The sequence below is a fragment of the Pseudomonas sp. SDO5532_S415 genome, from assembly GCF_054071155.1.
The window spans coordinates 38,196-63,905 of record NZ_JBSVWS010000014.1 but is presented as its reverse complement, the minus strand read 5'-3'; the positions used below and the strand labels follow the sequence as shown (position 1 = coordinate 63,905).

General features: G+C 55.4%; 23 protein-coding genes, 1 tRNA gene and 2 pseudogenes. 13 read left to right on the top strand and 13 right to left on the bottom strand.

The genetic code is table 11. The features are described 5' to 3' along the window. Positions 1-79: 79 nt before the first annotated feature. On the bottom strand, positions 80-2,173 hold the full coding sequence (locus tag ACW9HW_RS06785) for a TonB-dependent receptor (protein ID WP_457399042.1): 2,094 nt from the start codon (positions 2,171-2,173) through the stop codon (positions 80-82). Positions 2,174-2,616: 443 nt separating this feature from the next. Between ACW9HW_RS06785 and ACW9HW_RS06780 the strand changes: the two genes are divergently transcribed. The 6 genes from ACW9HW_RS06780 to ACW9HW_RS06755 all read left to right on the top strand — a co-directional run bounded on the left by ACW9HW_RS06780 (position 2,617) and on the right by ACW9HW_RS06755 (position 9,772). Continuing rightward, the gene (locus ACW9HW_RS06780) at positions 2,617-3,903 is read left to right on the top strand and encodes an OprD family porin (RefSeq protein WP_457399040.1); all 1,287 of its coding nucleotides are present in this window, start codon (positions 2,617-2,619) and stop codon (positions 3,901-3,903) included. 295 nt (positions 3,904-4,198) lie between these two features. Beyond that, positions 4,199-5,212: a 2-keto-3-deoxygluconate permease gene (locus ACW9HW_RS06775; RefSeq protein WP_095192350.1), complete on the top strand. Its 1,014-nt coding sequence runs from the start codon at positions 4,199-4,201 to the stop codon at positions 5,210-5,212. After that, positions 5,209-6,489 carry a four-carbon acid sugar kinase family protein gene (locus ACW9HW_RS06770; protein WP_457399038.1) on the top strand — a complete coding sequence of 427 codons (1,281 nt, stop codon included), beginning with the start codon at positions 5,209-5,211 and terminating at the stop codon, positions 6,487-6,489. Before ACW9HW_RS06775 ends, ACW9HW_RS06770 begins: the two co-directional genes overlap by 4 nt. Before the next feature lie 5 nt (positions 6,490-6,494). Continuing rightward, entirely contained in the window at positions 6,495-7,496 is a 1,002-nt protein-coding gene (gene pdxA, locus ACW9HW_RS06765; RefSeq protein WP_095192348.1) for a 4-hydroxythreonine-4-phosphate dehydrogenase PdxA, read from the top strand. A gap of 55 nt (positions 7,497-7,551) precedes the next feature. Further along, entirely contained in the window at positions 7,552-8,325 is a 774-nt protein-coding gene (locus ACW9HW_RS06760) for a DeoR/GlpR family DNA-binding transcription regulator (RefSeq protein WP_457399036.1), read from the top strand. Positions 8,326-8,791: 466 nt separating this feature from the next. Beyond that, a complete protein-coding gene (locus ACW9HW_RS06755) occupies positions 8,792-9,772 on the top strand; it encodes a hypothetical protein (protein WP_457399034.1) in 981 nt (326 codons plus the stop codon). 211 nt (positions 9,773-9,983) lie between these two features. Here ACW9HW_RS06755 and ACW9HW_RS06750 read toward each other — a convergent pair. Beyond that, a pseudogene (locus ACW9HW_RS06750) lies at positions 9,984-10,305 on the bottom strand (ATP-binding protein); the annotation flags it as partial. A gap of 128 nt (positions 10,306-10,433) precedes the next feature. Here ACW9HW_RS06750 and ACW9HW_RS06745 point away from each other — a divergent pair. From ACW9HW_RS06745 to ACW9HW_RS06730, 4 genes are all read left to right on the top strand, one after another. Then, the gene (locus ACW9HW_RS06745) at positions 10,434-10,652 is read left to right on the top strand and encodes a tautomerase family protein (protein ID WP_056852134.1); all 219 of its coding nucleotides are present in this window, start codon (positions 10,434-10,436) and stop codon (positions 10,650-10,652) included. Next, positions 10,649-11,305 carry a DsbA family oxidoreductase gene (locus ACW9HW_RS06740; protein WP_457399031.1) on the top strand — a complete coding sequence of 219 codons (657 nt, stop codon included), beginning with the start codon at positions 10,649-10,651 and terminating at the stop codon, positions 11,303-11,305. Before ACW9HW_RS06745 ends, ACW9HW_RS06740 begins: the two co-directional genes overlap by 4 nt. Positions 11,306-11,347: 42 nt before the next feature. Beyond that, positions 11,348-12,058: an SDR family NAD(P)-dependent oxidoreductase gene (locus ACW9HW_RS06735; RefSeq protein ID WP_137805891.1), complete on the top strand. Its 711-nt coding sequence runs from the start codon at positions 11,348-11,350 to the stop codon at positions 12,056-12,058. 246 nt (positions 12,059-12,304) lie between these two features. After that, complete coding sequence (locus ACW9HW_RS06730; RefSeq protein WP_457399030.1) at positions 12,305-12,970, top strand: hypothetical protein; 666 nt, start codon at positions 12,305-12,307, stop codon at positions 12,968-12,970. 153 nt (positions 12,971-13,123) lie between these two features. Here ACW9HW_RS06730 and ACW9HW_RS06725 read toward each other — a convergent pair whose 3' ends face one another. Then, on the bottom strand, positions 13,124-14,113 hold the full coding sequence (locus ACW9HW_RS06725) for an Abi family protein (RefSeq protein WP_457399028.1): 990 nt from the start codon (positions 14,111-14,113) through the stop codon (positions 13,124-13,126). 572 nt (positions 14,114-14,685) lie between these two features. Here ACW9HW_RS06725 and ACW9HW_RS06720 point away from each other — a divergent pair. Beyond that, positions 14,686-15,528 (top strand): hypothetical protein, encoded by an 843-nt coding sequence (locus ACW9HW_RS06720; protein WP_457399026.1) that lies wholly within the window; start codon positions 14,686-14,688, stop codon positions 15,526-15,528. Beyond that, positions 15,528-15,857 (top strand): hypothetical protein, encoded by a 330-nt coding sequence (locus ACW9HW_RS06715; RefSeq protein WP_024778026.1) that lies wholly within the window; start codon positions 15,528-15,530, stop codon positions 15,855-15,857. Before ACW9HW_RS06720 ends, ACW9HW_RS06715 begins: the two co-directional genes overlap by 1 nt. A 745-nt stretch (positions 15,858-16,602) precedes the next feature. Here ACW9HW_RS06715 and ACW9HW_RS06710 read toward each other — a convergent pair. The 3 genes and pseudogenes from ACW9HW_RS06710 to ACW9HW_RS06700 all read right to left on the bottom strand — a co-directional run bounded on the left by ACW9HW_RS06710 (position 16,603) and on the right by ACW9HW_RS06700 (position 18,482). Continuing rightward, positions 16,603-17,097: a hypothetical protein gene (locus ACW9HW_RS06710; protein WP_024778028.1), complete on the bottom strand. Its 495-nt coding sequence runs from the start codon at positions 17,095-17,097 to the stop codon at positions 16,603-16,605. Positions 17,098-17,155: 58 nt separating this feature from the next. Beyond that, positions 17,156-17,506 carry a hypothetical protein gene (locus ACW9HW_RS06705; RefSeq protein ID WP_457399024.1) on the bottom strand — a complete coding sequence of 117 codons (351 nt, stop codon included), beginning with the start codon at positions 17,504-17,506 and terminating at the stop codon, positions 17,156-17,158. Beyond that, a pseudogene (locus tag ACW9HW_RS06700) lies at positions 17,503-18,482 on the bottom strand (integrase domain-containing protein). The gene ACW9HW_RS06705 and the pseudogene ACW9HW_RS06700 overlap by 4 nt, the downstream one beginning before the upstream one ends. 1,024 nt (positions 18,483-19,506) lie before the next feature. Between ACW9HW_RS06700 and ACW9HW_RS06695 the strand changes: the two are divergent. Beyond that, positions 19,507-19,965 carry a hypothetical protein gene (locus ACW9HW_RS06695; RefSeq protein ID WP_457399022.1) on the top strand — a complete coding sequence of 153 codons (459 nt, stop codon included), beginning with the start codon at positions 19,507-19,509 and terminating at the stop codon, positions 19,963-19,965. Between the two features lie 477 nt (positions 19,966-20,442). Here ACW9HW_RS06695 and ACW9HW_RS06690 read toward each other — a convergent pair. The 7 genes from ACW9HW_RS06690 to ACW9HW_RS06660 form a co-directional block, all read right to left on the bottom strand. Beyond that, positions 20,443-20,518 (bottom strand) — tRNA-Thr (locus tag ACW9HW_RS06690). Positions 20,519-20,622: 104 nt separating this feature from the next. Further along, positions 20,623-21,150, bottom strand: coding sequence for a serine acetyltransferase (locus ACW9HW_RS06685; protein ID WP_457399043.1), 528 nt, complete (start codon positions 21,148-21,150; stop codon positions 20,623-20,625). Positions 21,151-21,465: 315 nt separating this feature from the next. After that, the gene (locus ACW9HW_RS06680; RefSeq protein ID WP_457399020.1) at positions 21,466-22,695 is read right to left on the bottom strand and encodes a methyltransferase; all 1,230 of its coding nucleotides are present in this window, start codon (positions 22,693-22,695) and stop codon (positions 21,466-21,468) included. Continuing rightward, positions 22,676-23,365, bottom strand: a complete 690-nt coding sequence (locus ACW9HW_RS06675; RefSeq protein WP_095192339.1) for an ABC transporter permease — start codon at positions 23,363-23,365, stop codon at positions 22,676-22,678. Before ACW9HW_RS06675 ends, ACW9HW_RS06680 begins: the two co-directional genes overlap by 20 nt. Beyond that, positions 23,362-24,057, bottom strand: coding sequence for an ABC transporter permease (locus tag ACW9HW_RS06670; protein WP_060544038.1), 696 nt, complete (start codon positions 24,055-24,057; stop codon positions 23,362-23,364). The genes ACW9HW_RS06675 and ACW9HW_RS06670 overlap by 4 nt, the downstream gene beginning before the upstream one ends. A 78-nt stretch (positions 24,058-24,135) precedes the next feature. Further along, positions 24,136-24,885 (bottom strand): ABC transporter substrate-binding protein, encoded by a 750-nt coding sequence (locus ACW9HW_RS06665; protein ID WP_095192337.1) that lies wholly within the window; start codon positions 24,883-24,885, stop codon positions 24,136-24,138. Positions 24,886-24,898: 13 nt separating this feature from the next. Further along, positions 24,899-25,672: an ABC transporter ATP-binding protein gene (locus ACW9HW_RS06660; protein WP_007972784.1), complete on the bottom strand. Its 774-nt coding sequence runs from the start codon at positions 25,670-25,672 to the stop codon at positions 24,899-24,901. Positions 25,673-25,710 lie beyond the last annotated feature (38 nt).

Below are 25,710 nucleotides of genomic sequence, written 5' to 3'. Positions count from 1 at the left end.
GGTGTGTCAGCCACCATCGATGTCGACTGACCCACCGCTTTCGCGAGCAGGCTCGCTCCCACAGGGTTATGCAGTAGTTTTAGAAACTGTAGGTTCCAGTGACCACCACGCTACGCGGCTCCCCCGGCTGTATCTGTGCCGCACTGGTCGCCGAGGAGTAATACGTCTTGTCGGTGATGTTGTTCAGCGCTGCGCGCAAATCCCAATCCTTGTGCCGGAACCCGGTCAATGCGTCCCAGCGCCCATAACCCGGCAGGACCGTGGTGTTGAGGTTATCGGCATAACGGTCGCCCACCAGGGTCAATCCGGTCTCGGCGTACCAGCCCATTTCCGGTTTCCAGGTCAGGAACAGGCTGCCGTTGTGCTTGGCCACGTTACTGATGCGCTTGCCTTCAAAGCCGTTGTTGTCCTTTTCGACTGTTGCGTCCTGCACGCCCACGCCGCCGCGCACGTACCAGTTGCCGGTGATCTTGCCGGTGGCGGTCAGCTCGATCCCGCGTGAACGTTGCAGGCCGGAGAGCAGGGTGATGGTCGGGTTGTTCGGGTCGCTGGTGCGGCGGTTGTACAGTTCCAGTTCGTAGATCGCCAGTGTGGTGCTCAGGCGATCGTCCAGCCAGTCGCTCTTCACGCCGATTTCTTTCTGCCGGGTCAGCTCGGGACTGAGGTCGTTGGTGTTACCCGCGGCGCCCGGCGTGATGCCGATCAAACCACCGCCGACCGGCGAGAATGTCTTCGACCAGGAGGCGTAGAAGGAATGGTTCTGCAGCGGCGTCCAGACCAGTCCTACACGGGGGCTGGTGCTGTGGCTGTCGCGGTCTTCGGAAATGCCCCGCAGCTTGTTGGTCGATTCGATGTCAAACGTGTCGTAGCGCAAACCGGCGAGCAATTGCCATTGATCGTTCAGTTGCAGCTGATCCTGTACATACACCGCGCGGCTTTCGACCTCGGTGTGTGAGCTGCTGGAAACCTGCATGCGCCCGGTGTGGCGCAAATCGCGATTGGGGTTGTTGAGGTCCAGCGACGGTACAGGCGAGCTGCCCGGTCCGCTGGTGGCGGCGGTGTACAAGGTCGGATCGCGCCGCTGGCTGCCGATCTCGATCCCGGTCAGCAGGCGATGCTCCAGGCCGAAGGTATCGAAACCGCCTTCCAGCTCAACGTTGTTGTAGACGTTGCGGGTGGTCAGGTCCTGTTGCCAGCGCTGGCGCGTGACCCGGTTGGTCGCCGGGGTATAGCCGGTCAGGTAGGTGTTGTCGAAATCGCTGTTGAGCTTGAACACACCCAGGGTCTGGCGCAGCTGCCAGTTGTCGCTGAGTTCATAGGTGAGTTTCGAACGCAGGGATTGCGACTTGTCATCGATGAAATCGTGTTCGCTGCCGTAGGTCGTATCGCGGTCTACATCCGCTGGCCGGCCGTTTACCCCGGGAATACCGCGATCCGGCGTACGGTTATAGCGGCTGTATTCGTACTGCACCAGCCAGTTCAGGTCGGGAGTCAGTTGCCAGCTCATCGACGGCGCGAACAATTGGCGATTGCCGCTCACACCATCGCGAAAGCTGTTCTGGTCCATGTTGCCCATGTTCAGGCGCAGGCTGATGTTCTCGGAAGGGTCGGTGCTGAGGTCGGCGTAGAGGCTACGCAAATCGTCGCTGCCACCCTGTGCTTCGAGGGTTGAGCGGCGGCCGAATTCCGGCAGCTTGCTCACCCGGTTGACGATCCCGCCCTGGCTGCCACGGCCGTACAACACGGCGGCCGGCCCCTTGAGCACGTCAATGCGTTCGATGTTGTGCAAGTCGCGCACGTACTGGCTGTCGTCGCGGATGCCATCGAGATAAAAGTCGTTGCTGGCGTCAAAACCGCGGATGCGCAGGCTGTCGAAGCGGGTGTCAGCACCGCTGCTGACGTTGGGAATGCCACTGAGGGCGGTGCCCAGATCGTTGGTGCCGTAATCGACGACGTTCGCGGTTTTGATCGAGTCGATGGCTTGTTGCACATAGCGCACCGGCGTGTTGGTGCGGGTCGCGGTGTTGGTTTCTTTCACGCGCGGGTCATCGGCCTCGGCTTCGGCGCTGATGGCGGTGGCGGGTAAAGTGGTAGGTGCAGCGTAGGAAAAACCGGCAGACAGCAAAGCAGAAAGCCCAAGACTGCAGGGCAAAACGCGAAAAGGGGCAGGCATTGAAAAACGCATCCGTAGGATTTTTAGGGGGCAGCTGAAGCGGTGCGAATGGTAATGCTTGCTATTTACTTCTGTTAATTATTCTTTATTGGTTCCCCTGATGGATTGTTTCTAATTGTGTCTATTTTGTTACTTTCAGCTCGATGCTGGGTGATTCAACGGTTAAATAAACGGAACGGAATTGAATGATTCTGCCGCGTAAAGTCATTTCTTAGACGATTTTCGCCTAATTCCAGACGATTCATGAAATTGACACATCGTTAAGGGCACGGCTACGATTCGGCCAACGCCTGTGGCAGACCGCCATGACCCTAAAATAATAAAAAGGCCCGCCGCGAGTGATCGTGGGCGGGCTTTTTTGTTTGCGGAATGAAAAAAGAGCGCGATAGTGCCGTTTCAGCCGTTCGACACAGCGCGTTTCAACCCGTAATAAGGAAAATAAAATGTTGAACAAGCGAATCAGCCTGATCGCTCTGGGGATTTTGAGCGCTTCACAGGCCATGGCTAACGACCAGGCCGAATCCAAGGGATTTGTCGAAGACAGCAGCCTCAAAGTGCTGCTGCGCAACGCCTACATGAACCGTGATTTCAAAGATGGCCGGGACGATAAAGCCGAGTGGGGCCAAGCGGCTATCGGCACGTTCTCGTCCGGTTTCACCCAAGGTACCGTGGGCGTGGGGGTGGATGCCTTCGGTCTGTACGCACTGCGTCTGGACGGTGGCAAGGGCAAAAGCGGCGCACAAGGCATCGACTTTTTTAAACAAGGTGACAGCGGCAGCGCAGCTGACGACCTCGCCAAAGCTGGCGCCGCCGTCAAGTTCCGTCTCTCCAGCACCACGCTGACCTACGGCGACCAGATGCCGGCCCTGCCGGTGTTGAGCTACGACACTGTGCGTCTGCTGCCGGAAAGCTACACCGGCACCCTGATCACCTCCAAGGAGATCAAGGGCCTGGAGCTGAACGCCGGTCGCTTCACCGCCGAATCGCGTAAAAGCGCTGAAGGCCACGACAGCGGTGGCCTGAAGTCGATCAACGTGTTGGGCGGCAGCTACCAGTTCACCGAACAGTTCAAGGCTTCCCTGTACGCCTCCGACGTCGAAGACGTGCTGAAGAAGCAATACGTGAACGCCAACTATGTGTTCCCGCTGGCCAAGGATCAGTCCCTGACCCTGGACTTCAACGGCTACCGCACCAAGCTGGACAGTTCCTATGCTGAAGACGTCGGTGCTACAGGCGACGACAACAAAATCTGGAGCCTGGCAGCAATCTACGCCACCGGCCCGCACTCGTTCACCCTCGGTTACCAGCGCAGCACCGGCGACAGCAACCTGGGCTACCCGTACGGTGGCTACCAGAAAGATCAGAACCGCGTCGGCGACGGTGGCAACACCATCTACCTGGCCAACTCCTACTGGTCCGACTTCAACGCCGAAGACGAACGCAGCTGGCAACTGGGCTACGGCCTGGACTTCAGCACCTTCGGTGTTCCGGGCCTGAGCTACAACTTCGCCTACGTGCGCGGTGACAACATCACCACGTCCACCAGCGAGGGCGGTACCGAGCGTGAAATCTTCAACCAGTTCAAGTACGTCGTGCAAAGCGGCCCGGCCAAAGACCTGAGCGTAAAACTGCGTAGCTCCATCCTGCGCGTGTCGCAGAAATCGAGCGAATACAACGTCAGCGGCAACGAAGTGCGTGTGTTCGTGGATTACCCGATCAACATTTTCTGATGATCGGTTGCGTTATCGAGGCCTGATTCAAGGCCGGGAAAAAACAAGCCCCGACTGGTTCGGGGCTTTTTTATGGGCGCTGCAGGCTCTGGTCTGCGCCTCAGGAGCAATGCAATGGTCTACCGCCGTCACGGTTTTCACCTTGGATGATCGAAATGAGCATTCTTGTTGATTGAATTGCGCAAAATGAGGCAATGCCCTAAGATTATTTTGACTGAGCTAATCATTTCATGATCAGTTCAGTCAGTTTCGAGGTGATACACGTCTTACCAAACAATTATAAAAGGAGACCCTCGTGGCCCAGATTCCTATCAAGCGCACCATTGAACGCATCCCCGGCGGCATGATGATCGTGCCCCTGCTGATCGGCTCGCTGGTCGCAACCTTCACGCCTGACACCCCCAAGTTTTTCGGTTCTTTCACCAACGCGTTGTTCACCGGTGCATTGCCCATTCTGGCGGTGTTCTACGTGTGCATGGGCGCGAGCATCAATATCAAGGCCACGCCTTATCTGCTCAAGAAGGGCGGTACGCTGCTCATCACCAAAGTCGGCATCGCCATGCTGCTGGGCATCGTGCTCGGGCAATTCCTGGGTGAGCAGCCAATTTCGTCAGGACTGTTCGCCGGCATTTCCACACTGGCGGTGGTCGCTGCGATGAACGACACCAATGGCGGCTTGTATATGGCGTTGATGGGGCAGTACGGCCGCTCCGAAGATGTCGGTGCCTATTCGGTGATGTCGCTGGAGTCGGGGCCCTTTCTGACGATGGTCACGCTGGGTATTGCCGGTCTGTCAGCCTTTCCCTGGCCGACGCTGGTGGGCAGCATCCTGCCGCTGGCCCTCGGCATGTTGCTGGGCAACCTCGACCGTGACATGCGTGACTTCCTGGCCAAGGCCGTGCCGGTGATGATCCCGTTCTTCGCCCTGGCCCTTGGTGCGAGCCTGGATCTGCATAACGTGTGGCAAGCCGGTTTGTTGGGCCTCGCCATGGGTGTCGCGGTTGTCGTGCTGACCGGTATCCCGCTGTTTTTTGCTGATCGTTTGACCGGTGGCACTGGTGTCGCGGGTGTTGCGGCAGCCACCACTGCCGGGAATGCCGCCGCCGTACCTGCGCTGATTGCAGCCGCAAACCCGGTCTACGCCGAGGCGGCCAAGAGCGCGACCATACTGGTAGCCGCCTGCGTTGTGGTGACCGCGATCCTGGCGCCGATACTCACCGCTGCCGTCGCCAAACGCGTGCAGCAGCGCAACGCCGCCGTGGTCCCCGAGCCGGACCTCAAACCGCAAAAGCGGGAAGCCTTGCGATGAGTATTCTGATCATCGCCGACGATCTGTCCGGCGCGGCGGATTGCGCCATCGGCTTTGCCAGTGTCGGGCTGCAGACCGTGGTGACGCTCGACGCCTTGAACGATCAGCCGGATGCGCAGGTAATCGCCGCCGATACCGACACGCGACGCCTGTCGCCCGAGCAGGCAGCCGAGCGCACTGTCGCGGCGTTCAAGGCGCTGCGTAAACCCGGGCAACGGTTGTACAAGAAAATCGATTCGACCTTGCGCGGTAACTGGGCGGCGGAAGTCGCCGCCCTGCAACCGTTGGCGGGGCTGGCCATCGTCGCCCCGGCATTCCCCGCCACCGGGCGCACGCTGCGCGGCGGTCGGGTATTCGTGAACGGCCAGCCGCTGGAGACCACCGATACCTGGAAGCTGGAAAACGCCGACCGCCCGGCGGATGTCGAAGCCATGCTCGTCGCCACCGGCCTGAGTACCGCAAAACTGGACCTCTATACCCTGCGCGGCGACCCGGATGCACTCGCGCATTATTTCGCCGAACTCGCCCGCAGTAATACGCAGGCAGTGATCGTCGATGCACAGACCGAAGACGATTTGCTGACCCTGGCGCGTTTGACCGCGACACTGGACCAAGCACTGTTCTGGATTGGCTCGGGTGGTCTGGCGCGGGAAATCGCCCAACTGCCCGACTTTTTCCATACATCGAATCAGCGTATCGACAGCACCGATAGCGAGAAAAATCCGGCGTCGACTCTAGTAATGGTTGGCAGCCTCTCCGGCGTCTGTGAGCGGCAATGCACGGTATTGAAAACGCAGGCTGGACTGAGCGAATTGATCGTTCCGCCCGCCGTTCTGCGCCAAGGCAGCAAGCATCCAGACTGGGCGACCTGGCAGGCCCGCATCGGCGAACAGCTCGAAGGCTGGAGTGACCTTCTGCTGCGCATCGGCCGCGACGAAGCGTTCGACCCGCAAGAAGGGGCGCACCTTTCAACCATGCTGGCTGAGATGGTCGAACCGCACTTCGCCAAGGTCGGCGGCCTGATCGCCACGGGCGGCGAGACGGCGCGGGCCATTCTGACCACCGTCGGCATCGACAGCCTGCAACTGCTGGCGGAAGTCGAAGCGGGCGTGGCTTTCGGTCGGCCCAGCGCCTCCCGCCACGGCTATCGCCCGGCAATCATTACCAAGGCAGGCGCGTTCGGCACAGACCGCGCCTTGTATGCGGCATGGCAACACCTGAGCGACATCAACGATCGCTCCCAGCTCCAACGCCCACGAATCCAGGGACTCGAATGAACACTATGAGCAACTATCTCCCCATCATTGGCATCACCATGGGCGACGCTTCGGGTGTCGGTCCGGAAATCATCGTCAAGAGCCTGACCCACGACATCGTCTACCAACAGTGCCGGCCGCTGGTGATCGGCGACGCGCGACGCCTGGAGCAGGCCAATGTGATCGTCGGCGGCAGCGCCAAAGTGCGCCGCATCGAAGACGCCTCCCAGGCGCGCTACGAGGCCGGCACCATCGACTGCATCGACCTCGACCTGATCCCCGATGACTTGCCCTTCGGCGAGCTGTCGCCCATTGCCGGGGACGCCGCCTATCAGTACATCGCCCGCGCCGTGGAGCTGGCCGAGGCCAAGCAGATCGACGCGATCTGCACCGCGCCACTGAACAAGGAAGCGCTGCACGCCGGCGGTCACAAGTACCCTGGTCACACTGAAATGCTCGCGCACCTGACCCACGTCGACGAAGTGTCGATGATGCTGGTGGCGCCGCAGCTGCGGGTGATCCACGTCACGACCCACATCGGCATCATCGACGCGATCCGCAAGATCGAGCCGGGCCTGGTCCAGCGCACCATCGAGCGCGGCAACGCCACATTGATCAAGGCCGGCATCGCCCGCCCGCGAATTGGCGTGTGCGGGATCAACCCGCATGCCGGTGAAAACGGCCTGTTCGGTTATGGCGAAGAGGAAGAAAAAATCATCCCGGCGGTGAAGCTGCTGCAGGAACGTGGCCTCGACGTGACCGGCCCGTTGCCGGCCGACACGCTGTTCTTCCGCGCTGGACGCGGTGACTTCGACCTGGTGGTGGCGATGTATCACGACCAGGGTCATGGCCCGGTCAAAGTGCTGGGGCTGGAAGCCGGGGTGAACGTGACTGTGGGCCTGGAAGTGATCCGTACCTCGGTCGACCACGGCACCGCCTTCGATATCGCCGGCAAGGGCATCGCCGATGAACGCAGCCTGCTCGAAGCACTGCGTCAGGGTGCGGAGCTGGCCACGCGACGGGGATGAGCGGCGGCGGCGCTGTCGTGTAAGATCGACCACCGTCCCAACAACGAGACCCGCCATGAAAGTGTCCGAACGCCACCGCGCCATCCTCGAACTCGTGCGCATCGGTGATGCCAACGTCGAGCAATTGAGCGCGGCGCTCGGGGTTTCGGAAGCAACCGTGCGACGCGACCTGACCATGCTCGCCAAACAGCGGCACCTGGTCCGCACCTATGGCGGCGCCACCGCGGTGGTGGGCGTCCATGAGCCGGAAGCCTCGCTGGAAGAGCGCAAGACCAGCCAGTGGGAACAGAAAGACGCCATCGCCCTTGCAGCAGCGGCCCACGTTCAGGACGGCGACACCGTCCTGCTCGACGGCGGCACCACCTGCGCCGCACTGGCCCATCACCTGTGCTCGCGCCAGGACGTGCACGTAGTCACCAACAACCTGCTCGCCGTGATGACCCTGGCCAACGCACCCGGTGTTCGCCTGACCTTGATCGGCGGCGATTTGCGCGGTTCGAGCATGAGCACGTTGGGACCGCTGGCAGAGCTGACATTGAGCCGGTTGAGCGTCGACAAAGCCTTCCTCGGCGCGGACGGCGTCGTCGCGGAATTCGGCTTGTGCGAAGCGAGTGCGCAGCAGGCGTATCTCAAGGAGTGCATCATCAAACGTGCCGCCCAAATCGTCGTCCTCGCCGACACCGACAAACTGGGTCGCGCTCGCCAGCAACATTGGACGCCGATCGAGCGGGAGTGGCGGTTGATCACCGGTGCCTCCGCCGATGAAGCCGCGCTAGCGCCGTTTCACGCGATTGCGCAAATCACTGTGGAAACCGTGGACGTCGCCTGATTTCCTGCTTTTTGTGGCGAGCGAGCTTGCTCGCGTTGGGCTGCGTAGCTGCCCCAAAAATCTGATACCCAACACGCACATTCCCTCACCACAGCACTCATGTCGCCAAAATCCATTTTTGGTAACACGTGTCGCCAACATGTCGTCCCCAGCGACATGTTCCCAAGACGTGTCGCAAAAAGTGGAAAATTGCGACACGTTAAGACCTCAAGTATCAGGACAGCCGAAATGCAAAAAGCCCCGATGGTCTCGGGGCTTTTTCATGCCTGTGATTTAGATCATGGAGCGTCGTTAATAGCTTACAAACACAACCTTCAACTATAGCTGTTTTCTCAGGTTTATCTTTTTAAAAGCTGTAGACGACCAGATGTCAAAATCTACAGCTATGCTATGTGTCTGTAAGCTTTAACAGGCAGAATCATTCACGGCCTTATGCTAATAACAGTGTGTAGGGAGGATAATTCTAATGAGTTATTTTTTAGGTGGGCTAAAGAAAATAATAAATTCCACATGGAAGTTTTTTACAGGTGTTATTGTTGCGGTCATAGCATTCGCGGCAAATTTTACTGATTTCAAGCAGCCGGATGTCACCGTTGAGATTACGTCGGTGACGACGACCAGTTCAAAACCACTGGATCTACCTCGTATTACAGAGCTTTCTAGTCTTGCTGAGTTATTGGATGCTAATAGTAGGATTTTTCCCAGGCAAGATAATGGCACTTCGGTGGAAGAAATAAAGCGTCAATTGCAAATAAAAAGAAATAGTCTTGATTCGGCTACTGTAGAAGTTGATCGAGCAGATCGTCAGTTAAGTGATATTGCTTCGGGGGCAAATGAGGAGTTGTCTCTGACGGAGCTGATAAGTAAAATCAATCCGTTCTTTTCAAATGATGAGGAGTTACAAGGTAGTTCAAGTCGTATAGCATTTTTGCGTGAAAAGGCCAAAAAACTCATTAAGGACGGGCGAGATAGAAACACTAATCTTGCGGTACTTCTGGAAAAGGCAGAGAAGCAGTGGAATTCATATCAAACAACCGTACTGCCTGACTTGGCACGGCTAGAAGTTACCGCGGCGATAGGAAATCGGGGGGCGGGAGCGACATCTTTGAAGCCGCAGGGTCTGCTGCGAGCAAATCTAGGGGACGGAAATTATCTTGATGTAAGTATGAAGCTTAGCGGATATGAAACGTCGTCCAATTTAGCTGAATTGCAATCAAAATCGTTCAAGGTGGTTCGCTTTCAGTCAGATGAATTGCAAACAATGAATCCGGCAGATAGGCAGCGTTTTAAAACATTCTTAGGTAATGTTTCGCCTGCCACTATTTATGTTGTTGATGTTCGTGGGAATACCTATTTTTCAAACTCGGTTCCTTTTTCACCCGGGGTGTATGAGCAAAAAGTTTATGACTCTCTTAAGCAGTACGCCACGGAGGTTTCATCAAAATAATATGTTGTATTATGTAATGAAGGTTCAGGGGGCAGCGCGTACCCCTCCTGTGTAATGTAAGTGTCGCGAACATCACGCGGAACTCACTCGGGATTGTTTGCGTGCAAATATACCAAGGCTCTCTTTTATTCCAGAGACTACAATGCTCTCGAATTTATAGTGGCTCTATAGGAGAAGGCAATGATCGATTTTGGAGTCGAACTCTGTTCCCCTAACTCGCCTCGATCAACGCTCTCTCCTCCAACCAAATTTCTTGAATAAACTGATCCGTAATCGCATAAATTCCAGCCCCGTCGCATGACGATATTCTCGGCAACTGGTGCAATAACAACCGGCTGAATTTCCTCAATACGCACCTCTCGACCTACAGCCTTCGAATATTCAGCGGCCGCATCGATTGAGAAAATTCCCCTGGCATCACCTTCCGCAGACGAAATTTTGTTGAAAATTGCCTAAGCCAGGCTTCCCAACTGCTCGACCTTTTCAAGTTCAATATTGGCCGCCGAGCGTAAAGTGCTGGCTATTACCGGCAATGGATACTCATTACACCACGTAACTAATGATGTTCCCGTCCCCACCTTTATCCCCTCCAGCGAACTCCCTACATTGAGCTCCAACACCTACCCATCACCCCGACGGGCAGGTCACTGGAGATTCCTCAATGCCTTTCGTAAGCGTACGCATCACCCGCGACGGCGTTACCACTGAGCAGAAAGCTCAGGTGATCGCCGAAATCACTGAAACACTGGAGCGCGTCCTCAACAAGCGCCCAGACCTGACCCACATTGTGATCGAGGAAGTCGACACCGATAACTGGGGCTACGCCGGGATCACCACCACCCAATACCGCAAGCAACTGGCGGAGGAGGGGCAGTCATGACGGCGTCGGTGACCATCGATTTCATCTCCGATGTGGTGTGCCCATGGTGCGCACTGGGCGCTACGGCGCTGGAGCAGGCGATCGAGAACGTGGCGGGCGAGGTTTCGGTAGCGCTGACTTACAAGCCGTTCGAGCTGAACCCGAACATGCCGCCCGAAGGCGAGAAAGCCGTCGAGCACTTGATGCGCAAATACGGGCGCACTGCCGAGGACGTCGCTTCCGGCAAAAAGATGCAGATCGAGCGCGGTGCGGCCATTGGCTTCAAGTTCGATCTGGAGAAGCGCACGCACTTCTACAACACCTTCGACGCTCACCGTTTGTTGCTGTGGGCACTGGAGGAAGGGCGTCAGGTGGCGCTGAAGAAAATCCTGCTTCGCGCTTACTTCAGCGAAGGCCAGAACCCGAGTGATCAGCAGACGCTGGTGCGGTTGGCGGGTGAAGCGGGACTGGACGAGGCCCGTGCACAAAAGGTGCTGGTGTCAGGTGCCTTTGCCGAGGAAGTGCGTGAGCTTGAGGCGTTTTACCAGCAGCACGGCATCAATTCGGTCCCGGCCATGGTGTTGAACGGCCGTCACCTGGTGTCCGGTTCGCAATCGGTCGAGTACTACGAACAAATGTTGAGACAAATGGCGACGGCCCCTGCTGAAGCCTGATTCATCGAATTTCAAATCCCACTATTGTTAGAGGTATACATCATGAGCCATTCGAAAAAAGTCATCGTCATCACTGGCGCATCCCAAGGTCTTGGCGACGGCATGGTCAAGGCCTTCCGTGAACTCGGCTACCAGATCGTCGCCACTTCGCGTTCGATCAAGCCGTCCACCGATCCGGACATCCTCACGGTGGCAGGCGATATCGGCGAACCAGAAACCGCCCAGCGCGTGATTCGTGAAGCCATCGCCCGTTTCGGCCGTATCGATACTCTGGTCAACAACGCCGGCATCTTCATCGCCAAGCCGTTCACCCAGTACACCGCTGAAGACTACGCCAATGTGTTGTCGGTCAACGTCAACGGCTTCTTCTACATCACCCAACTGGCCATCGCCGAGATGGAAAAAAATGGCAGCGGCCACGTCGTCAACATCACCACCAGCCTGGTTGATCACGCCATCGACGGCGTGCCATCGGTACTGGCCTCGCTGACCAAAGGTGGCCTGAACGCGGCGACCAAATCCCTGGCCATCGAGTACGCCAAGCGCGGCATTCGGGTAAACGCGGTTTCGCCTGGGATCATCAAAACCCCGATGCACGGCGAAGAAACCCACGCCGCGCTGGGCGCCCTGCACCCGGTCGGTCACATGGGTGATATCGATGACATCGCCAACGCAGTCGTGTACCTGGACGGCGCCAAGTTTGTCACCGGCGAAATCCTGCACGTTGATGGCGGTCAGAGCGCGGGTCACTAAGACCTGGTTTTGCAACGGCAGAAACAACAAAGCCCTCGTATTGCTACGAGGGCTTTGTTTTTTGGGGGTAAGTGAGGTGAGGGGCTGCATTTTCAGAAGCGTCTGACATACGAAGTGGCGACTTCATGATGATCATTGGCTCTTTTCCGTGGCACGGGGTCACGGGAGGAGCAATGAAGGATTTCGAGTGGAGTATTTGAAGCTGCATCGCGTGTCGATCTGTCTGCCAAGGGAGGACCGTCGTTGATGGGGACCGCAATAAAAAGGGTCTCTTTCGACGTTGATCGCGTGTTCTGCATTTCATTGAGTGAGCGCGAAGACCGGCGTGTTTTGTTCCAACAGTCAGTCGCAACCCAGATTTCCAATCCGATAGATTTCTTTGTTACCGAACGCTGCAGCGACCCGGTCCAGGGCTGTTTTGAGTCGCATCAAGCACTCGCCAGGTTGGCCTTGGCTGAAAATTGGCAAAGAATCCTGATCTTCGAGGACGACGCGAAACCCTACAAACTTTGCGCCACGCAGGTCCGATGGGTGAATCGGTTTGTACGGGGCAAGAAATTCCAGTCACTGCACCTGGGATACAGCATGGGCCGAACGTGGCTGACGTGGTTCCCATTCGTTGCCCGGGGTGAAGTGGTTGCGCTCCATGCCTACATCATCTCTCGCGAAGGGTGTCAGGTCCTGGCCGAAACGCCTTACTCCGGCAAGCCGGTCGATGTCGTGTTCAAGCAGCAAATCAAACAGCATTGCGTATTCCCCATGCTTTTTCGTCAGCACGGGGCAGCTGTGGCAGGCAGTAATATTCTGAAGGTCGCCATCAATGAAGATGAGTGGTGGGAGCGCAACTGGAAAAAACACCGGCGATCGTTGCTCAAAAATATTTGGCGCACGGTGTTGCGGATTAGGTTTTGAAACGGAACCACGCTGACCATTGTGGAGTACCCATGGACGGATCAAGCAAGAAGCGGGTGGCGAAAAATTGAGCGTGGGCGCATTCACTTTTTGAAGTGATCGGATTTTTAGATCGGGAGATGGTGGAGGCGGCACCTTCAGTTTCTGACTTCCTTATTCCAAACACCATTGGTGCTGACGTTTCCAGTCATTTGGAAATCCCATGAGTCTCAAATAACCCAGTTCCTGCTGATCCATGATTTCGGCCAGGCGAAGCTTCCACTGGCTGTCTGGACTGATCAAGTCGGTTAGATAGGCCAGTATCGTCAATACGATGTATAGCCGCTGCTTGGGCTGAGGCCGGTCGGCAGGTGCATTTTGGATGACCCACTCTTTGGGTAAGGCCGGTCGTATCGAGAGCTCTCGGTTCCATAGCCGTGAGTGATGGGCGCAGCAGTTTCGAATGAAAGTCAGGGTGTGTAGCCAGGAGGCCAATACATCGAAAGGCAGATTGAATCTGGCGGCGATAGCTTTCTTATCGGCACTTCTGCCTATGGCATTGAAGAGGGTAGATACAGTCCCAAGGCTGAGTTCTTCAAGAACCGCCCAAGCGGGCGGCAGCTCAGGGTGGGTATAGGTCGCTCCGTAGTATCGGAAGTAGTTATCGCGCATGCGGTTTTCGATCCGCTGTTGCTGGAGCCCTTCGGCCTGTCGACCATTTTTTATGCGCTCAATATCACGTCTGAGTTTGTTGCGCTCTTTATTCAATTGCTCCCGCAGTGGGCGCAATAACTCGAGATGCGCGTATGACGAGGAGAAGACTGACGCGTCAGCTATCCAGTCAGGCCCATATTTAGGGCACATGTGATTGCTGATAGTCGCTCGTATGGCGACTTCGACACGTTCAATGGCATCCATGGTTATGCGTCGCAACGAACCATCAAAGCGGTAGATGTCGACAACTGCTTTCAGGGTGCTACCGGGCTTGAAGGTGTGTTCAGGGTCTGGCTCCTGGAAGGGGCGCATATAGGGGCTCAGGCGAAACAGCGTGACCACTTCGAGAAAACGCATGGCCCGATCGTCGTTGGCGACGTGCAGGCCTCGTTGCTTCAGCAGTTCCAATTGCTGTTCTACGCTAAGGGCCGGCTTGTCGAAGGGCCTCATGTAGTTTTCTCCAGGCAAAAAAAACCCGCACGATTTGAGCTTGCTGACTGGGTCAACCTAGGCTTGGCGGGTGTGTTGGGGTGCATTATAGGTAGCTGGAGGGGAGCGTCAACTTCATGCTGAAGTGAAAATGTAACGGGCGGGTGTGCAGGCAGATTGGGTGTGCGGGTTGAGGGTCAAGACGGTCTACAGGGTTACGGGGGGTAGGCGTCGGATTTCTGAATGCCAGAAACAACAAAGCCCTCGTATTTCTACGAGGGTTTTGTTTTGTATGGTGGCACCAGGAGTCGAATCGGATATTAATCTATTGATTTATAGGGATTATTTTTTCTGTAATGTGATTTCTATCTCTACTGATACCCTTGTGATGCAAAATGCCGATGCAGGTACGTAGGGAAATAGTAAAGTTATTTTGGATATTTGGGCATGTCAGACTGTAAGTCTAAAACTCTCGGGTTGATAATTGACTGTGTCTGGCAAGTGTTGCAGACTTATATGGTTATAGTTTACGATTGATGGCAGAAATTGATTTTGGTGATCAGTTGCTACTTTATTTTTAATGGATTAAAAGGATGTTGAAAACAGTTGTGTGTTTTCTCGGTCGTCTGAGAATTATCTCTAGTTTTATTTGGCTGGGATGGCTACTTCTTTTAAATTTCAGTGCTGCAGCAAGTGATATGCAGGTTTTGAGTTTGCAACAACCTGCGCTGAAGTTTGATCGAGCAATCATCGGCTATCATGATCCTAGTTCTACGGTTGTGGACGATGATTTTACGTATGGATTGGAAGAAATCACCCCAATCCTACGGCCAAATCCTACGGGATATATTGATCAAAAGGAGACGGATATCCATTCGGATTCTTGGTGGTCTAGTTTGAGTCCAGTAGATTTTTTGATATGGGTGCCTCTGATTGCCTTAATTGTTACTAACTTCGTGTCAATTTATAACCTCAGAGAAGCATCCAAGGCAGCCATAAAGAAAGAACTTGCGGTTGATTCGTATAAACATATTAAAAATCAGCTATCCGAATTCTATGACCCGCTAAATGCGTTGGTTAGTACTAATTATGATATGTTTCAGTCGCTAGGGCCTAAAACATTTCCCGAAGATTTTTATAAAGGAGGAGAGGCTGCTGAGCTTTGGGATGATATAGTCAATGAAGTCATTTTGCCTAATAATGAATCGATAGTAGAAATTATAAAAACAAAATCTTATCTAATTGACCCATCGGATGATCTTGATAACTATTTTTATTATGTAAAGCATGCTCAGTCTTATATGCTTTTTAGAAAACAGGCCAACAGCCTGCATGGAAAGTTTCCCTACCCGAAGGAATTACTTGGTAACATAGTTAAAGTTCGCAGTTTGGTAATAAGTAAACTTAAGAGCAAGGAAAAGGAGCTCAGTGCATAATGGGTGTTCAATGGTTGAAGGCACAGATTGAGAATCACGATAGGATTATATCAACCTCGTTTCCGGGAGGAAGGTGTCTAAAAATCGAATATAGGTTGGAAAGTGGTGGTTCGGCCGAGGAGATTGTTTATATTCCCGACGGGCAAGAGTATTTGATCGGGGATGATGTCATTGACCGAGTTGCCGGCCTCGGGGTTACATTAATCGTGCCTTCACATTTCAGCAAGGTTACTGGTGCGGCTAAAATGTACGGTCGAACGAGGAATATTAGAGTTTTAGATAATATGAAGCAGTTTTTTGCAATTCTACACGCCGGAGACTCCTATTAAACGTAGAGATGTGTATAGGCTTTGGTTACGAGACAAATATCAGTCAGACGTGAAGGCCATTAAGTTGGCCTTTATCTTTGGTAGTGTTGCTCGACACGACGGAGTTTATGGCGACTGTGATTTAATGATCTGCAGTTATGAAGGCCCCGGTACCCGTGCGTGGGCTAGCTTGAGGGGCTGCAATGATATAAATAAAGAGAAGTTTGAGTCGTTGTTTGGTATTAAACTCTCGGTGATGCTGCTGACTCAGCAGGAGTATGAAGAAGATATTGATATTTTAAATAGAATAAAAATAGCACCTAGGGTTAATGTGTACTAATTTTGTCTGTCCTTATTGAAAGTTGGATTTATTTATTCCTCAGGGCATCTTGGGAATTAGTAAATTAGCTTGATTTCTGTCGTCCGAAAAAACATCCAGAGATCGGAGAAAAAAAACGGGGACAGACCACGATTAATTTGGCGTCTGCATATTCATTTAAGCTAGGAATCGTGGTCTGTCCTCGAATTACGAGTCGTTTCTGGTACGGAAAGTGTGCCGGCTGAAAAATGATCCGTGGAGTTAGCTATGGCCTGGCCGTTGGCCCCCGCGGGGTTCGAATGTTAGCGTTGACAAGTCAACGCTAACGCCCATCACTTTTTTTGCTGCAATCGTGGGCCGATAAAAGCTAAAGAAGGTAGTCAAAATAAGGCAACACGTGTTCTGCAAGGACATTCCGTGTATCGGTGATTGCGATGCCGAGTGGTGTCAGTACTGCTCTGGTACGCTTCTCGCGTGTATTGCCATCTTCAAAAATTTGGCAAGTTCACGCTCGATAACGTCCTTATTTAGGGAGGGTAGTCCAAAATCAGTACGGTCGGTCCCGTGTTTCCCGGGACGCTGATCGTAATAGCTTACATATTCTACTTTCTGAGAGGTGATCATTCCGTTGATTGAGAACACTACTTGGGCACTTCTATTTGTTCCAAAAACCGCCCCTTTCTCTGGGATCAAACGTAAGGAAACATAAATAGTTTCCTCTCTACTGCGAATTTCCTCTACCTCAGCCGGGAAGCCATATTTTTTTGCATCTGCGACAAACTCCGCGAAGATCGGTTCTACAACACTCGATACCGTTGCGTTGAACTTTTCTACGAAATCATTTTGTGCTGCTTGCTTGAGCGCCTGCGCATCTGCAATGCGCGCTTCCATCTCTGCTTTTTTCTTATCGTGCTCTTGGATTACGCTATCGAAAATTGACAAAGCTACATCTCCATTAAGTGTTTTTTACCCTATGTCAATGCTGGCCCAATGACCTCGATCAGGTCAATCTAAATCGATCTGTGGTGGTCAAGTGCACCTCACCTGAGGTTCGCGATGGATACGAATTTTCACCTAGTACTTTGAATTTCCAGGATTTTCCTAAGCGACGAATGAGAAGATTCACTGTCAGCAGATAGTAATAGCGCGTTGACTTGGAGCGATGTTTCACATGGTGATTTAAAAACCAGTCGAGATGCTTTTGCTGCCAGGTCCATGGGTTATCTCGGTGCCAGCGTTTAGAAATCGCTACTTGGATGGCCTTTGATTGGCGTAGGTGACGATTGCGTGTGGCGTAAGAACCGGTCAGAACCCCTAGCAGAAAAAGCTCCATGTTGAATGGCTTATTCATCCTTGACCACCGATGTACGCCGATACTACGCCGATGCGACCGTGCCCCAATTCATAGCTGATTTGTGAGCGTGCCTCTCGATCAAGCCCTGGATCAAGTTGGCTGCACCTGCCGTCGTTGATGGGCGCTAAATGATTGGTAATCTGCTCGTAGCGTTCGCATGCATAGGCTGCGCGCAGTTCGTGGAAGCCTTTTAGGTTCTGGGTGTGAAGAACATCTCGTGCTGGGCGTACGGCACCTCGCTGGAAATCCATATAGCTTTCGTTCGGCGCAAGCAGGTTTCGGCTGCCATCGGGTGAGACCTTTTCGGCATGCCTGAGAGCTTCATGGATATTCTCATCCACCTTGACCCAACGAGGAGCTGACGCCCCCGAACGGCCACCTTTGGTCCCATTCTGGATGTTGATCTTGCCGTAGTGTTCGGCCTCACGCTTCAGGCGTGGAATGTCGGCCAAAATGGCCTCGCGCAAGCGCATCCCAGTGGCGCGTGCCAACAGTGCAATGGCCGCCGCGCGCGCGAGTTGGTGTTCGCAAAGCGCATCGACGATTCGCTTTATTTGCTCGCGATCCTGACCTTGGGAAACTGCTGTGCGAGTGTGGGAGCGTTGCATTCCCAATGCTTTGCTTGGACTTGGCACTTTCACATATTGATCACCGCGCAGCGCGGCCTGGTCCGGTTCACACTGGATAATCGGTTTTGCGCGGTCGCGATGGCCAACTCACCATCTTCAACTTGCTGGCGCAGACATCCGGCGTAGTCCAGCAAGGTCTGCCGATCAATCTGCCGCGCATCGTTAAACCCTGGCCCATCCTCCGACCGGCACCAGCGTACAAACGCCTGCCAACGATCACTGTGCGCCTTGACCGTCCCGTAATGTCCACCGCCAAATAGATCGCGCAACGCCTGTGGCCCTGCATAACTCAATTGCCGGCCATAGCCGAAATTGCGCCCATCTCGCCTACCGACCAATGCCATGACCGAACTCCTCTCGAAGCCAAACCGTTAAAACCTTCCCCACGTCATCCCGCCACGAATGTTGAGTGTTATCAGGGATCAAGGCCCCTGCGACCTGTGAGGGTTGTCCACTAACGCGGGACTGGCGGCACTTTTCGACCGGGAGCTTGGGCCTCTCATGATCTGGCCTCCTGAGCACTTCCGAGGAAGTGGGCGGGTGGAGGCTGCGCTGGCTGACGAGACCAACGCCGCGAGATCCTGAGCCGGGTGAAGGCAGTAATGCGATGACCGGGGCATGCCTGACTGTCAGTCAGGTGCAGTCCATTCCGTGGGCTGCGGCACCATCATCTGCATCGCTGTTGCTGGTGACTTCGGTGTTTGTCACGCCGATTATCACGAGGGGGAATACCGCAAAGCCTTGTACGAGTTGGACTCCAGCAGCGGTAGGAGCGCCCGTCTCTTTCCGGAAGAAAGGGACGGGCGCAGGTTGGCGCAAGGAAATGGCCAAGCGGATAGGTTGCTGCAGGGCAGCTATGAAAGAGGATGAGTTGCCGCAGTGGGCACACTGGTAAAAGTAGGCATCCATCACATCGCTGTGAGCGTGCGAGCCGCCGGACGCTAATCGCACTTTGGGAGAACCACCACAATGTGGCGTAGCCTTAAAGGTTCTGGCTACCTGGGTTGCTGTCAACGACAGCGCTTTGCCAATCTTTTCTACGCCTGTGGGTAACTCGGATCAAGTCTCGAATTTCGGGAGTTCTGCGGCTGTGGGTGAAGTTATCCACCAGTGGAAATCAGTGGTTTTCCACAGACAGTTGCGTGGGCTTTAGATTTTTTAAGTGAGGTCCATCGCCTGTGAGCACCAATTCGAATTTACCAATGAGCACATGGATCTGTTCGAGGGGGGGGCCTGTGGTTCAGCAAACCTGGACAAGTAACCTTACACAATCCCAGCCCATAACAGCGTCTTGGATCCTGGTAGTACCTCACAATGCCGGCTGCTCGTGATCACCCCATTCCGTTCTCGCTGGCTGTGGATTGCTTCTTGTCTGAATTGTTCAAGCTCAAAGAAAATGCGCTGGTCTCTCATCCCTCTGGTTCGCTCAGCTTCGGCACTATCCCCGAAATGCCGGCGTTCGCTTTGCCGGGTGGTGAGATTTACCTTCGGGTGGGGGTACACAAGGGTGAGAACAGAGGGTTTGGGATCAGGCATATCTGGGCGGCGCATCGTTCGGATTTGCTTAAGCATGGCTGTGATGGAATCGATGGCGTAGCCACGCATGTGGCCCGAATGATTGTTCGTGGTGCGCCGATTTATTGCGAGTTTCGTGAGCTGCGCGGGAATCACCGTCTGGCGGTGATGAAAACGCCTGCTGGCTCTCTGGTGTTGGAGCCACGAAATGAGCGTCGCGGTTTTGGGTATTACGTGATCACATGGTATCCGAAGCGACGATTGGACGGGACCTTGGTCGGTCGAGTTGCCAGGTCGGCGGGAGGCCCATAAAAAAGGCGCCCTGCAGGGCGCCTTTGATTGTTCATGAGGAGTAGTCGCAGCGATTCTTTAGCTCCGGGTCAACTGACCTTGGGTTCAGGATCCGATGAGCGGGCTCATCGTCACTACTTCAGAGAGTGCCAGTATCTCTGCTGCCGAAATTCCGGGGGGGCGTTACTGGAGCCCATGCCCAGAGATGCGCAATTGCAGTCCTCAACGCTTATTTTCGATCCGGACGGAGAGAGTGTCAATCACACAAACATTTTCGGTTGCGAGGTTATCAGGTGGGCAATTGGTTTTGGATGGAGGCTGGCGCAGCCTGCGATCTTTTCCAGGGAAGCAGCCGGATCTGCATTGGGGTCGATATCTGAAGTTCAAACGATCGTCCGAACGCGGCCCGAACCTTCAGCAGCTCTGTTTGTGGCAGCTGGATTTCTGGATGCCAGAAACAACAAAGCCCTCGTATTTCTACGAGGGCTTTGTTTTATATGGTGCCGGCACCAGGAATCGAACCCGGGACCTACTGATTACAAGTCAGTTGCTCTACCATCTGAGCTATACCGGCGTGTCAGGGCGACGATTATAGCGATTGGGTTGGTTCTGTAAACCCCTGAATTCTGACTATTTTTGCGCAGGCCCTTGTCGAAGATTTCTGGCGCGCGCTGAGCGTCATCGAGCGTTGTAAAACGTGGTACCTGAGGGGATGTCTTTGTTGACGAACGACATGGCACCGATGGTGACGTTGTCGCCGATTGTCAGGGTGTCCGCGATGATGCAACTGTTGGCGCCCACGCTGACATTGTCGCCGATGACCAGGTTATAGCTGTCCAGTCCCAGGGTCTTGATGCCAATCGTGGTGTTTTGCCGGATGAAGAAGTTGCGGCCGATTTTGACTTCGCCGGTGATCACTACGCCCGGCAGGTGGCCAATGCGAAATCCTGGGCCAATTTGGGCGTCGATGCTGATGTCGACGCCGTACTTGAGGTTGAGTTTTCTCTCAAGACGCTTGGCATACCAGCGCGCAAAACCGTTTCCGGAATAGAAATACTGGGCCAGTCGAAACATGAACAAGTAGCGCAGGGCGTTGTTCTTGCGAGTCCGCTTGAGGATGTTGCTGATGAGCCCCGTGCGGCTTCCGCGTTTTTTCTTGTTCGAGACTTCCGACCGCCAATGTTCTAGCAAGGTGTCCAGATTCAAAACATGGCCCTGTTGATTGATCGTGTTGTGAGGTCTTCGATAGTAGCTGCTGGCTATCACGATTCCTACGCTCACTTTCTGCCCAAATTTCAACAGATATGACTTTTGCTCAAATGCTTATGCACAACGGGATTCGCAATGCACGGGGCATATGACGAATTTGTGGATCCGTTCTCAACTGTTCGCAAATCACTGTTTTTCTGGTTTTTTATCCAAGTGTACGAAAACTGAACAGTGACGTTTCACCCCTGAAACAGCTGTAAAATATTGGATCCACCTAATTTCATCAACAGAGTTATCCACAGGTTGGCGGCGTTAGGCGCGTTCTGCCAACATCAGGAAGTTACGCGGTGTGAGCTTGGTTTCACAGAAGGTGCCCAGACGAACCTCGTAACCCTGCTCGATCAGGAAAAGTGCGCGATCGAGTACCAGCCAAAGCTCCAGTGGGCGTCGGAAAAGTCCGCGCAGCAGCTCCAGATTGCGCACTTCAGCCAAGCGCTGCCAACCAGCGCCTTCTAGAGCCGGCCAATCCTGCGGGCCGATTGTGGATAACTCTTTGAGTCGGGCCAAATGCTGGCAGTAATCGGCGAAGGGCTTGTCCAGCCAGGCGCTGGGCAGGGATGGCGTTGGCAGGTATTCGTCAACGCCGCGTAGTTGCCTTTGCAGCAGGTCGAAGGCCAGGCGTCGGGCCATGGAGGTGTCGCGTTGGCGTCGGACGCGTGCACCGGCGGTGACGGTTTCACTCATCGGTAACGCGAGATCATCGAGAGACAGCTGTAGGTCGGAGGCCATGGCGGCCGAGGAAAGTGGCGAGTACCGGGGAAGACTGATCCGGTTGTAACAGCAAGGAGCAATGGCGAGTTGTTTGCAGCCTGCCGCGCTGGCGAGCTGAATCAACCTCACGTGGAGATCGCCGCAGGCGTGCAGCGCGACGGGGCTGTGTTCGGCGTTCAATAACGCGGCTACATCGACCGCGAGCACATCCTGCTCGACATGCAGCGCATGCAGCTGATGGCGCTGACTCAGGGCCTGGCCGCTGGCAACCAGTGCCGGGTCATATTCCAGGCAAGTCAGCTGTTGGCCGGTTTGCAGCAAGCGTCTTCCCAAGTGCCCTTTGCCCGAACACCAGTCCAGCCAATGCTTGGGCGTATCGGCGAAGTTCAATCGACTGGCGAAGGCTTCGATCTGCTGCCACTTGCGCCCGGGTACGTCGACGTTCAATCGATGGCCCGCCGCTTCCAGCGCATGGGCGGGCAATTCATCCACGGTACTCAGCGCAAGAGACTTCGCCGCCAAGGTCGCAAAAGGCTCCGGTGCATCCAAAAGGGCGGGTTGGTTGTGTGCGTTTTCCGCATCGTCCAGCGACCGTCCGCGTAGCCAGGCGGCCAACTCAGGGTAGGAAGTTTCCCAGGGAAGTTGCAGGTGCGTGAACGGCCGTGGTTTCCACAGCGCCTGATGCGTTGTCAGAAAAGCATCCAGCGCCGTGAAGCGGGCGAGCAGGGCCTCGCCCGTCAACACGCGGGGATCAACGCCCTTGGCAGGCATCGACGCGCAGCCAGCGCTCCAGCAGCTTGAAGCCGCGCACCAGCACATAAGCCATCAGCAGGTAGAACATGCCGGCGGCGAAGAAGATTTCTACCGGCAGGTAGGTCCGGGCAATGATGGTGCGGGCCATGCCGGTCAGCTCCAGCAGTGTCACGGTGCTGGCCAGGGCGCTGGCCTTGAGCATCAGGATCACTTCGTTGCTGTAGGCCGGCAGACCGATACGCGCCGCCCGGGGCAGGATGATGTAGAACAGCGCCTTGGGCTTGGACATGCCCAGCGCGCGTGCCGCTTCGATCTCGCCCGGTGGAATCGCCTGAATGGCGCCGCGCAGGATTTCGGCGATGTAGGCGGCGGTGTGCAGGGTCATGGTCGCCGTGGCGCACCAGAACGGATCGCGCAGGTAAGGCCACATCGAGCTGTTGCGGATGACGTCGAACTGCGCCAGCCCGTAGTAGACCAGGAACAGCTGAACCAGCAGCGGTGTGCCACGGAAAAAGAAGATGTAGCCGTAGGGAAATGCCCGCACCCACCACAGGCGCGACGAGCGGGCGATGCCCAGTGGAATCGCCAGCAGCAAGCCGGCAATCACGGCGATGGCCACCAGTTCCAGGGTCAGGGTTGCACCCTGGGCCAGTTTCGGCAGCCACTTGATGATGACTTCCCAGTTCATTGGGTGCTCCTCGCGAAGCCGCGAGCGGCGCGTTTTTCCAGGAAGTGCATGCCGGTCATGGCGAGAATCGTCAGACCCAGGTACATGAAGGCGGCCACCATATAGAAGGTGAACGGTTGTTTGGACACGGTCACGCCGATTTGTGCATGACGCATGATTTCTTCCAGGCCGATCACCGATACCAGCGCGGTGTCTTTCATCAGGATCATGAACAGGTTGCCCAGGCCGGGCAGGGCGATGCGCCACATCTGCGGCATGATCAGCTTGGTGAAGATCCGCCATTTCGACAGGCCCAGGGCCACGCCGGCCTCACGATGGCCTTTGGGAATGGCGAGGATCGCGCCGCGAAACACTTCCGTGGCGTAGGCGCCAAAGCACAGGCCCAGCGCAATCACACCGGCGGCGAAGGCGTTGAGTTCCAGATCGGGGTTGCCGAAGAACTCGCCCAGGGCACGCATCAGGTTGACCGTGCCGAAGTAGATCAGCAGTACCCAGAGCAATTCCGGGATGCCGCGAACCAGGGTCGAGTAAGTACCGCCAAGCCATTGCAACGGCTTGTACGGGGAAGTCTTGGCCAAGGCGCCGAGCAGACCGAGTACCAGCCCCAGGCACAGGGCCGAGAGTGCCAGTTTCACAGTCATCAGCGCGCCAGCGGCGAGCGCCGGGCCGAATCCGTAGAGGTCGATAATCATGGATTTCTTTTCAAATCGCGGCAGGCAAGGCCGGGGACCGGCGTCATCACAAAGCGACGCCGGTCCGGCAGGTCAGTATCAATAGATGCTGAACGGGAAGTACTTGTCGTTGATCTTCTTGTAGGTGCCGTCAGCGACGATTTCTTTCAGCGCGGTGTTCAGCTTGTCGCGGATCGGGTCGTTTTTACGTACAGCGATACCGATCTTGTCGCTTTCTTCCACCGGGTCGCCCTTGAATTCGTAGGACTTGCCGGCGTCGCTTTTCAGCCACTCGTAGTTGACGTATTTGTCGGCCAGGATGCCGTCCAGACGACCGGAAGTCAGGTCGAGGTAGGCGTTTTCCTGGGTGTCGTAGAGTTTGATGGTGATGTCATCGCCAATGTTGTCTTCCAGCCAAGTGCCGGCCAGGGTCGCTCGTTGGGCGCCGATAATCTTGCCTTTCAGCGAAGCCTTGTCGGTCTTGAAATCGACGTTTTTCGGGGCGATGAACTGCAGCTTGTTGGAGTAGTACGGTTCGGTGAAGTCCACCGCTTGCTTGCGCTCGTCGGTGATCGACATCGACGAGATCAGGAAATCGAATTTCTTGGCGTTCAGGGCCGGGATGATGCCGTCCCAGTCGGAAGTGACCACGGTGCATTCGACTTTCATCTTGGCGCACAGGGCGTCGCCGATTTCCTTGTCGAAGCCGACGACGTTGCCGCTGGCATCTTTGTTGTTGAACGGCGGGTAGGCCGCTTCGATGCCCATCTTCAGGTTCTCGGCCATGGCACCGGCGCTGAAGGCCAGGGTGACGGCGGCAGCCAGGAAGACCTTTTTGTAGTTCTGCATGCGGGTAGCTCCGTTAGCGGTTGCTGGACATGAATTGTTTGCAGCGCGCCGAAAGCGGGTTTTCAAACACCTGCTGTGGCGATCCTTGCTCTTCTACCAGGCCCTGGTGGAGGAACACCACTTCGCTGGAGACCTGACGGGCAAAGCCCATTTCATGGGTAACCAACAGCATGGTGCGGCCTTCTTCGGCCAGTGCGCGGATGACATTAAGTACTTCCTGGACCATTTCCGGGTCAAGCGCGGAGGTCGGCTCATCGAACAGGATGACCTTGGGCTGCATGGCCAGGGTGCGGGCGATGGCTGCGCGTTGTTGCTGCCCGCCGGACAGTTGCGCCGGGTAGGCGTGGCGCTTGTCGGCGATACCGACCTTGGCCAGCAAGGCTTCGGCGACTTCGATGGCTTCGGCCTTGCTCTGGCCGAGCACGCGGCGAGGGGCTTCGATGATGTTGTCGAGCACGCTCATGTGCGGCCAAAGATTAAAGTTTTGAAACACAAAACCAATTTCGCTGCGCAGGCGGTTGATCTGCTTGCCATCGGCAGCGACCAGTTCGCCGTTCTTCGCGGCCTTGAGCTTGAGTTCTTCGCCGGCCACCAGGATCTGGCCCTGGTGCGGGTTTTCCAGCAGGTTGATGCAACGCAGGAACGTGGACTTGCCGGAGCCGGAGGAACCCAGGATCGAGATCACGTCGCCGTCGCGGGCGGTCAGCGAGATGCCTTTAAGCACCTCCAGCGAGCCGTAGCGTTTGTGCAAGTTGCGGATTTCAAGCGCGGGCGTGGCCTCAGCCATGTGCGTTCCTCATTGTGTATTCGCTCCTGCTGTTGGTG

Coding starts and splice junctions, on each gene's coding strand:
- ACW9HW_RS06785 (WP_457399042.1), bottom strand. CDS start 2,173: ATGCCTGCCCCTTTTCGCGTTTTGCCCTGCAGTCTTGGGCTTTCTGCT.
- ACW9HW_RS06780 (WP_457399040.1), top strand. CDS start 2,617: ATGTTGAACAAGCGAATCAGCCTGATCGCTCTGGGGATTTTGAGCGCT.
- ACW9HW_RS06770 (WP_457399038.1), top strand. CDS start 5,209: ATGAGTATTCTGATCATCGCCGACGATCTGTCCGGCGCGGCGGATTGC.
- pdxA (WP_095192348.1), top strand. CDS start 6,495: ATGAGCAACTATCTCCCCATCATTGGCATCACCATGGGCGACGCTTCG.
- ACW9HW_RS06760 (WP_457399036.1), top strand. CDS start 7,552: ATGAAAGTGTCCGAACGCCACCGCGCCATCCTCGAACTCGTGCGCATC.
- ACW9HW_RS06755 (WP_457399034.1), top strand. CDS start 8,792: ATGAGTTATTTTTTAGGTGGGCTAAAGAAAATAATAAATTCCACATGG.
- ACW9HW_RS06745 (WP_056852134.1), top strand. CDS start 10,434: ATGCCTTTCGTAAGCGTACGCATCACCCGCGACGGCGTTACCACTGAG.
- ACW9HW_RS06740 (WP_457399031.1), top strand. CDS start 10,649: ATGACGGCGTCGGTGACCATCGATTTCATCTCCGATGTGGTGTGCCCA.
- ACW9HW_RS06735 (WP_137805891.1), top strand. CDS start 11,348: ATGAGCCATTCGAAAAAAGTCATCGTCATCACTGGCGCATCCCAAGGT.
- ACW9HW_RS06730 (WP_457399030.1), top strand. CDS start 12,305: ATGGGGACCGCAATAAAAAGGGTCTCTTTCGACGTTGATCGCGTGTTC.
- ACW9HW_RS06725 (WP_457399028.1), bottom strand. CDS start 14,113: ATGAGGCCCTTCGACAAGCCGGCCCTTAGCGTAGAACAGCAATTGGAA.
- ACW9HW_RS06720 (WP_457399026.1), top strand. CDS start 14,686: ATGTTGAAAACAGTTGTGTGTTTTCTCGGTCGTCTGAGAATTATCTCT.
- ACW9HW_RS06715 (WP_024778026.1), top strand. CDS start 15,528: ATGGGTGTTCAATGGTTGAAGGCACAGATTGAGAATCACGATAGGATT.
- ACW9HW_RS06705 (WP_457399024.1), bottom strand. CDS start 17,506: ATGAATAAGCCATTCAACATGGAGCTTTTTCTGCTAGGGGTTCTGACC.
- ACW9HW_RS06680 (WP_457399020.1), bottom strand. CDS start 22,695: ATGCCTGCCAAGGGCGTTGATCCCCGCGTGTTGACGGGCGAGGCCCTG.
- ACW9HW_RS06675 (WP_095192339.1), bottom strand. CDS start 23,365: ATGAACTGGGAAGTCATCATCAAGTGGCTGCCGAAACTGGCCCAGGGT.
- ACW9HW_RS06670 (WP_060544038.1), bottom strand. CDS start 24,057: ATGATTATCGACCTCTACGGATTCGGCCCGGCGCTCGCCGCTGGCGCG.
- ACW9HW_RS06665 (WP_095192337.1), bottom strand. CDS start 24,885: ATGCAGAACTACAAAAAGGTCTTCCTGGCTGCCGCCGTCACCCTGGCC.
- ACW9HW_RS06660 (WP_007972784.1), bottom strand. CDS start 25,672: ATGGCTGAGGCCACGCCCGCGCTTGAAATCCGCAACTTGCACAAACGC.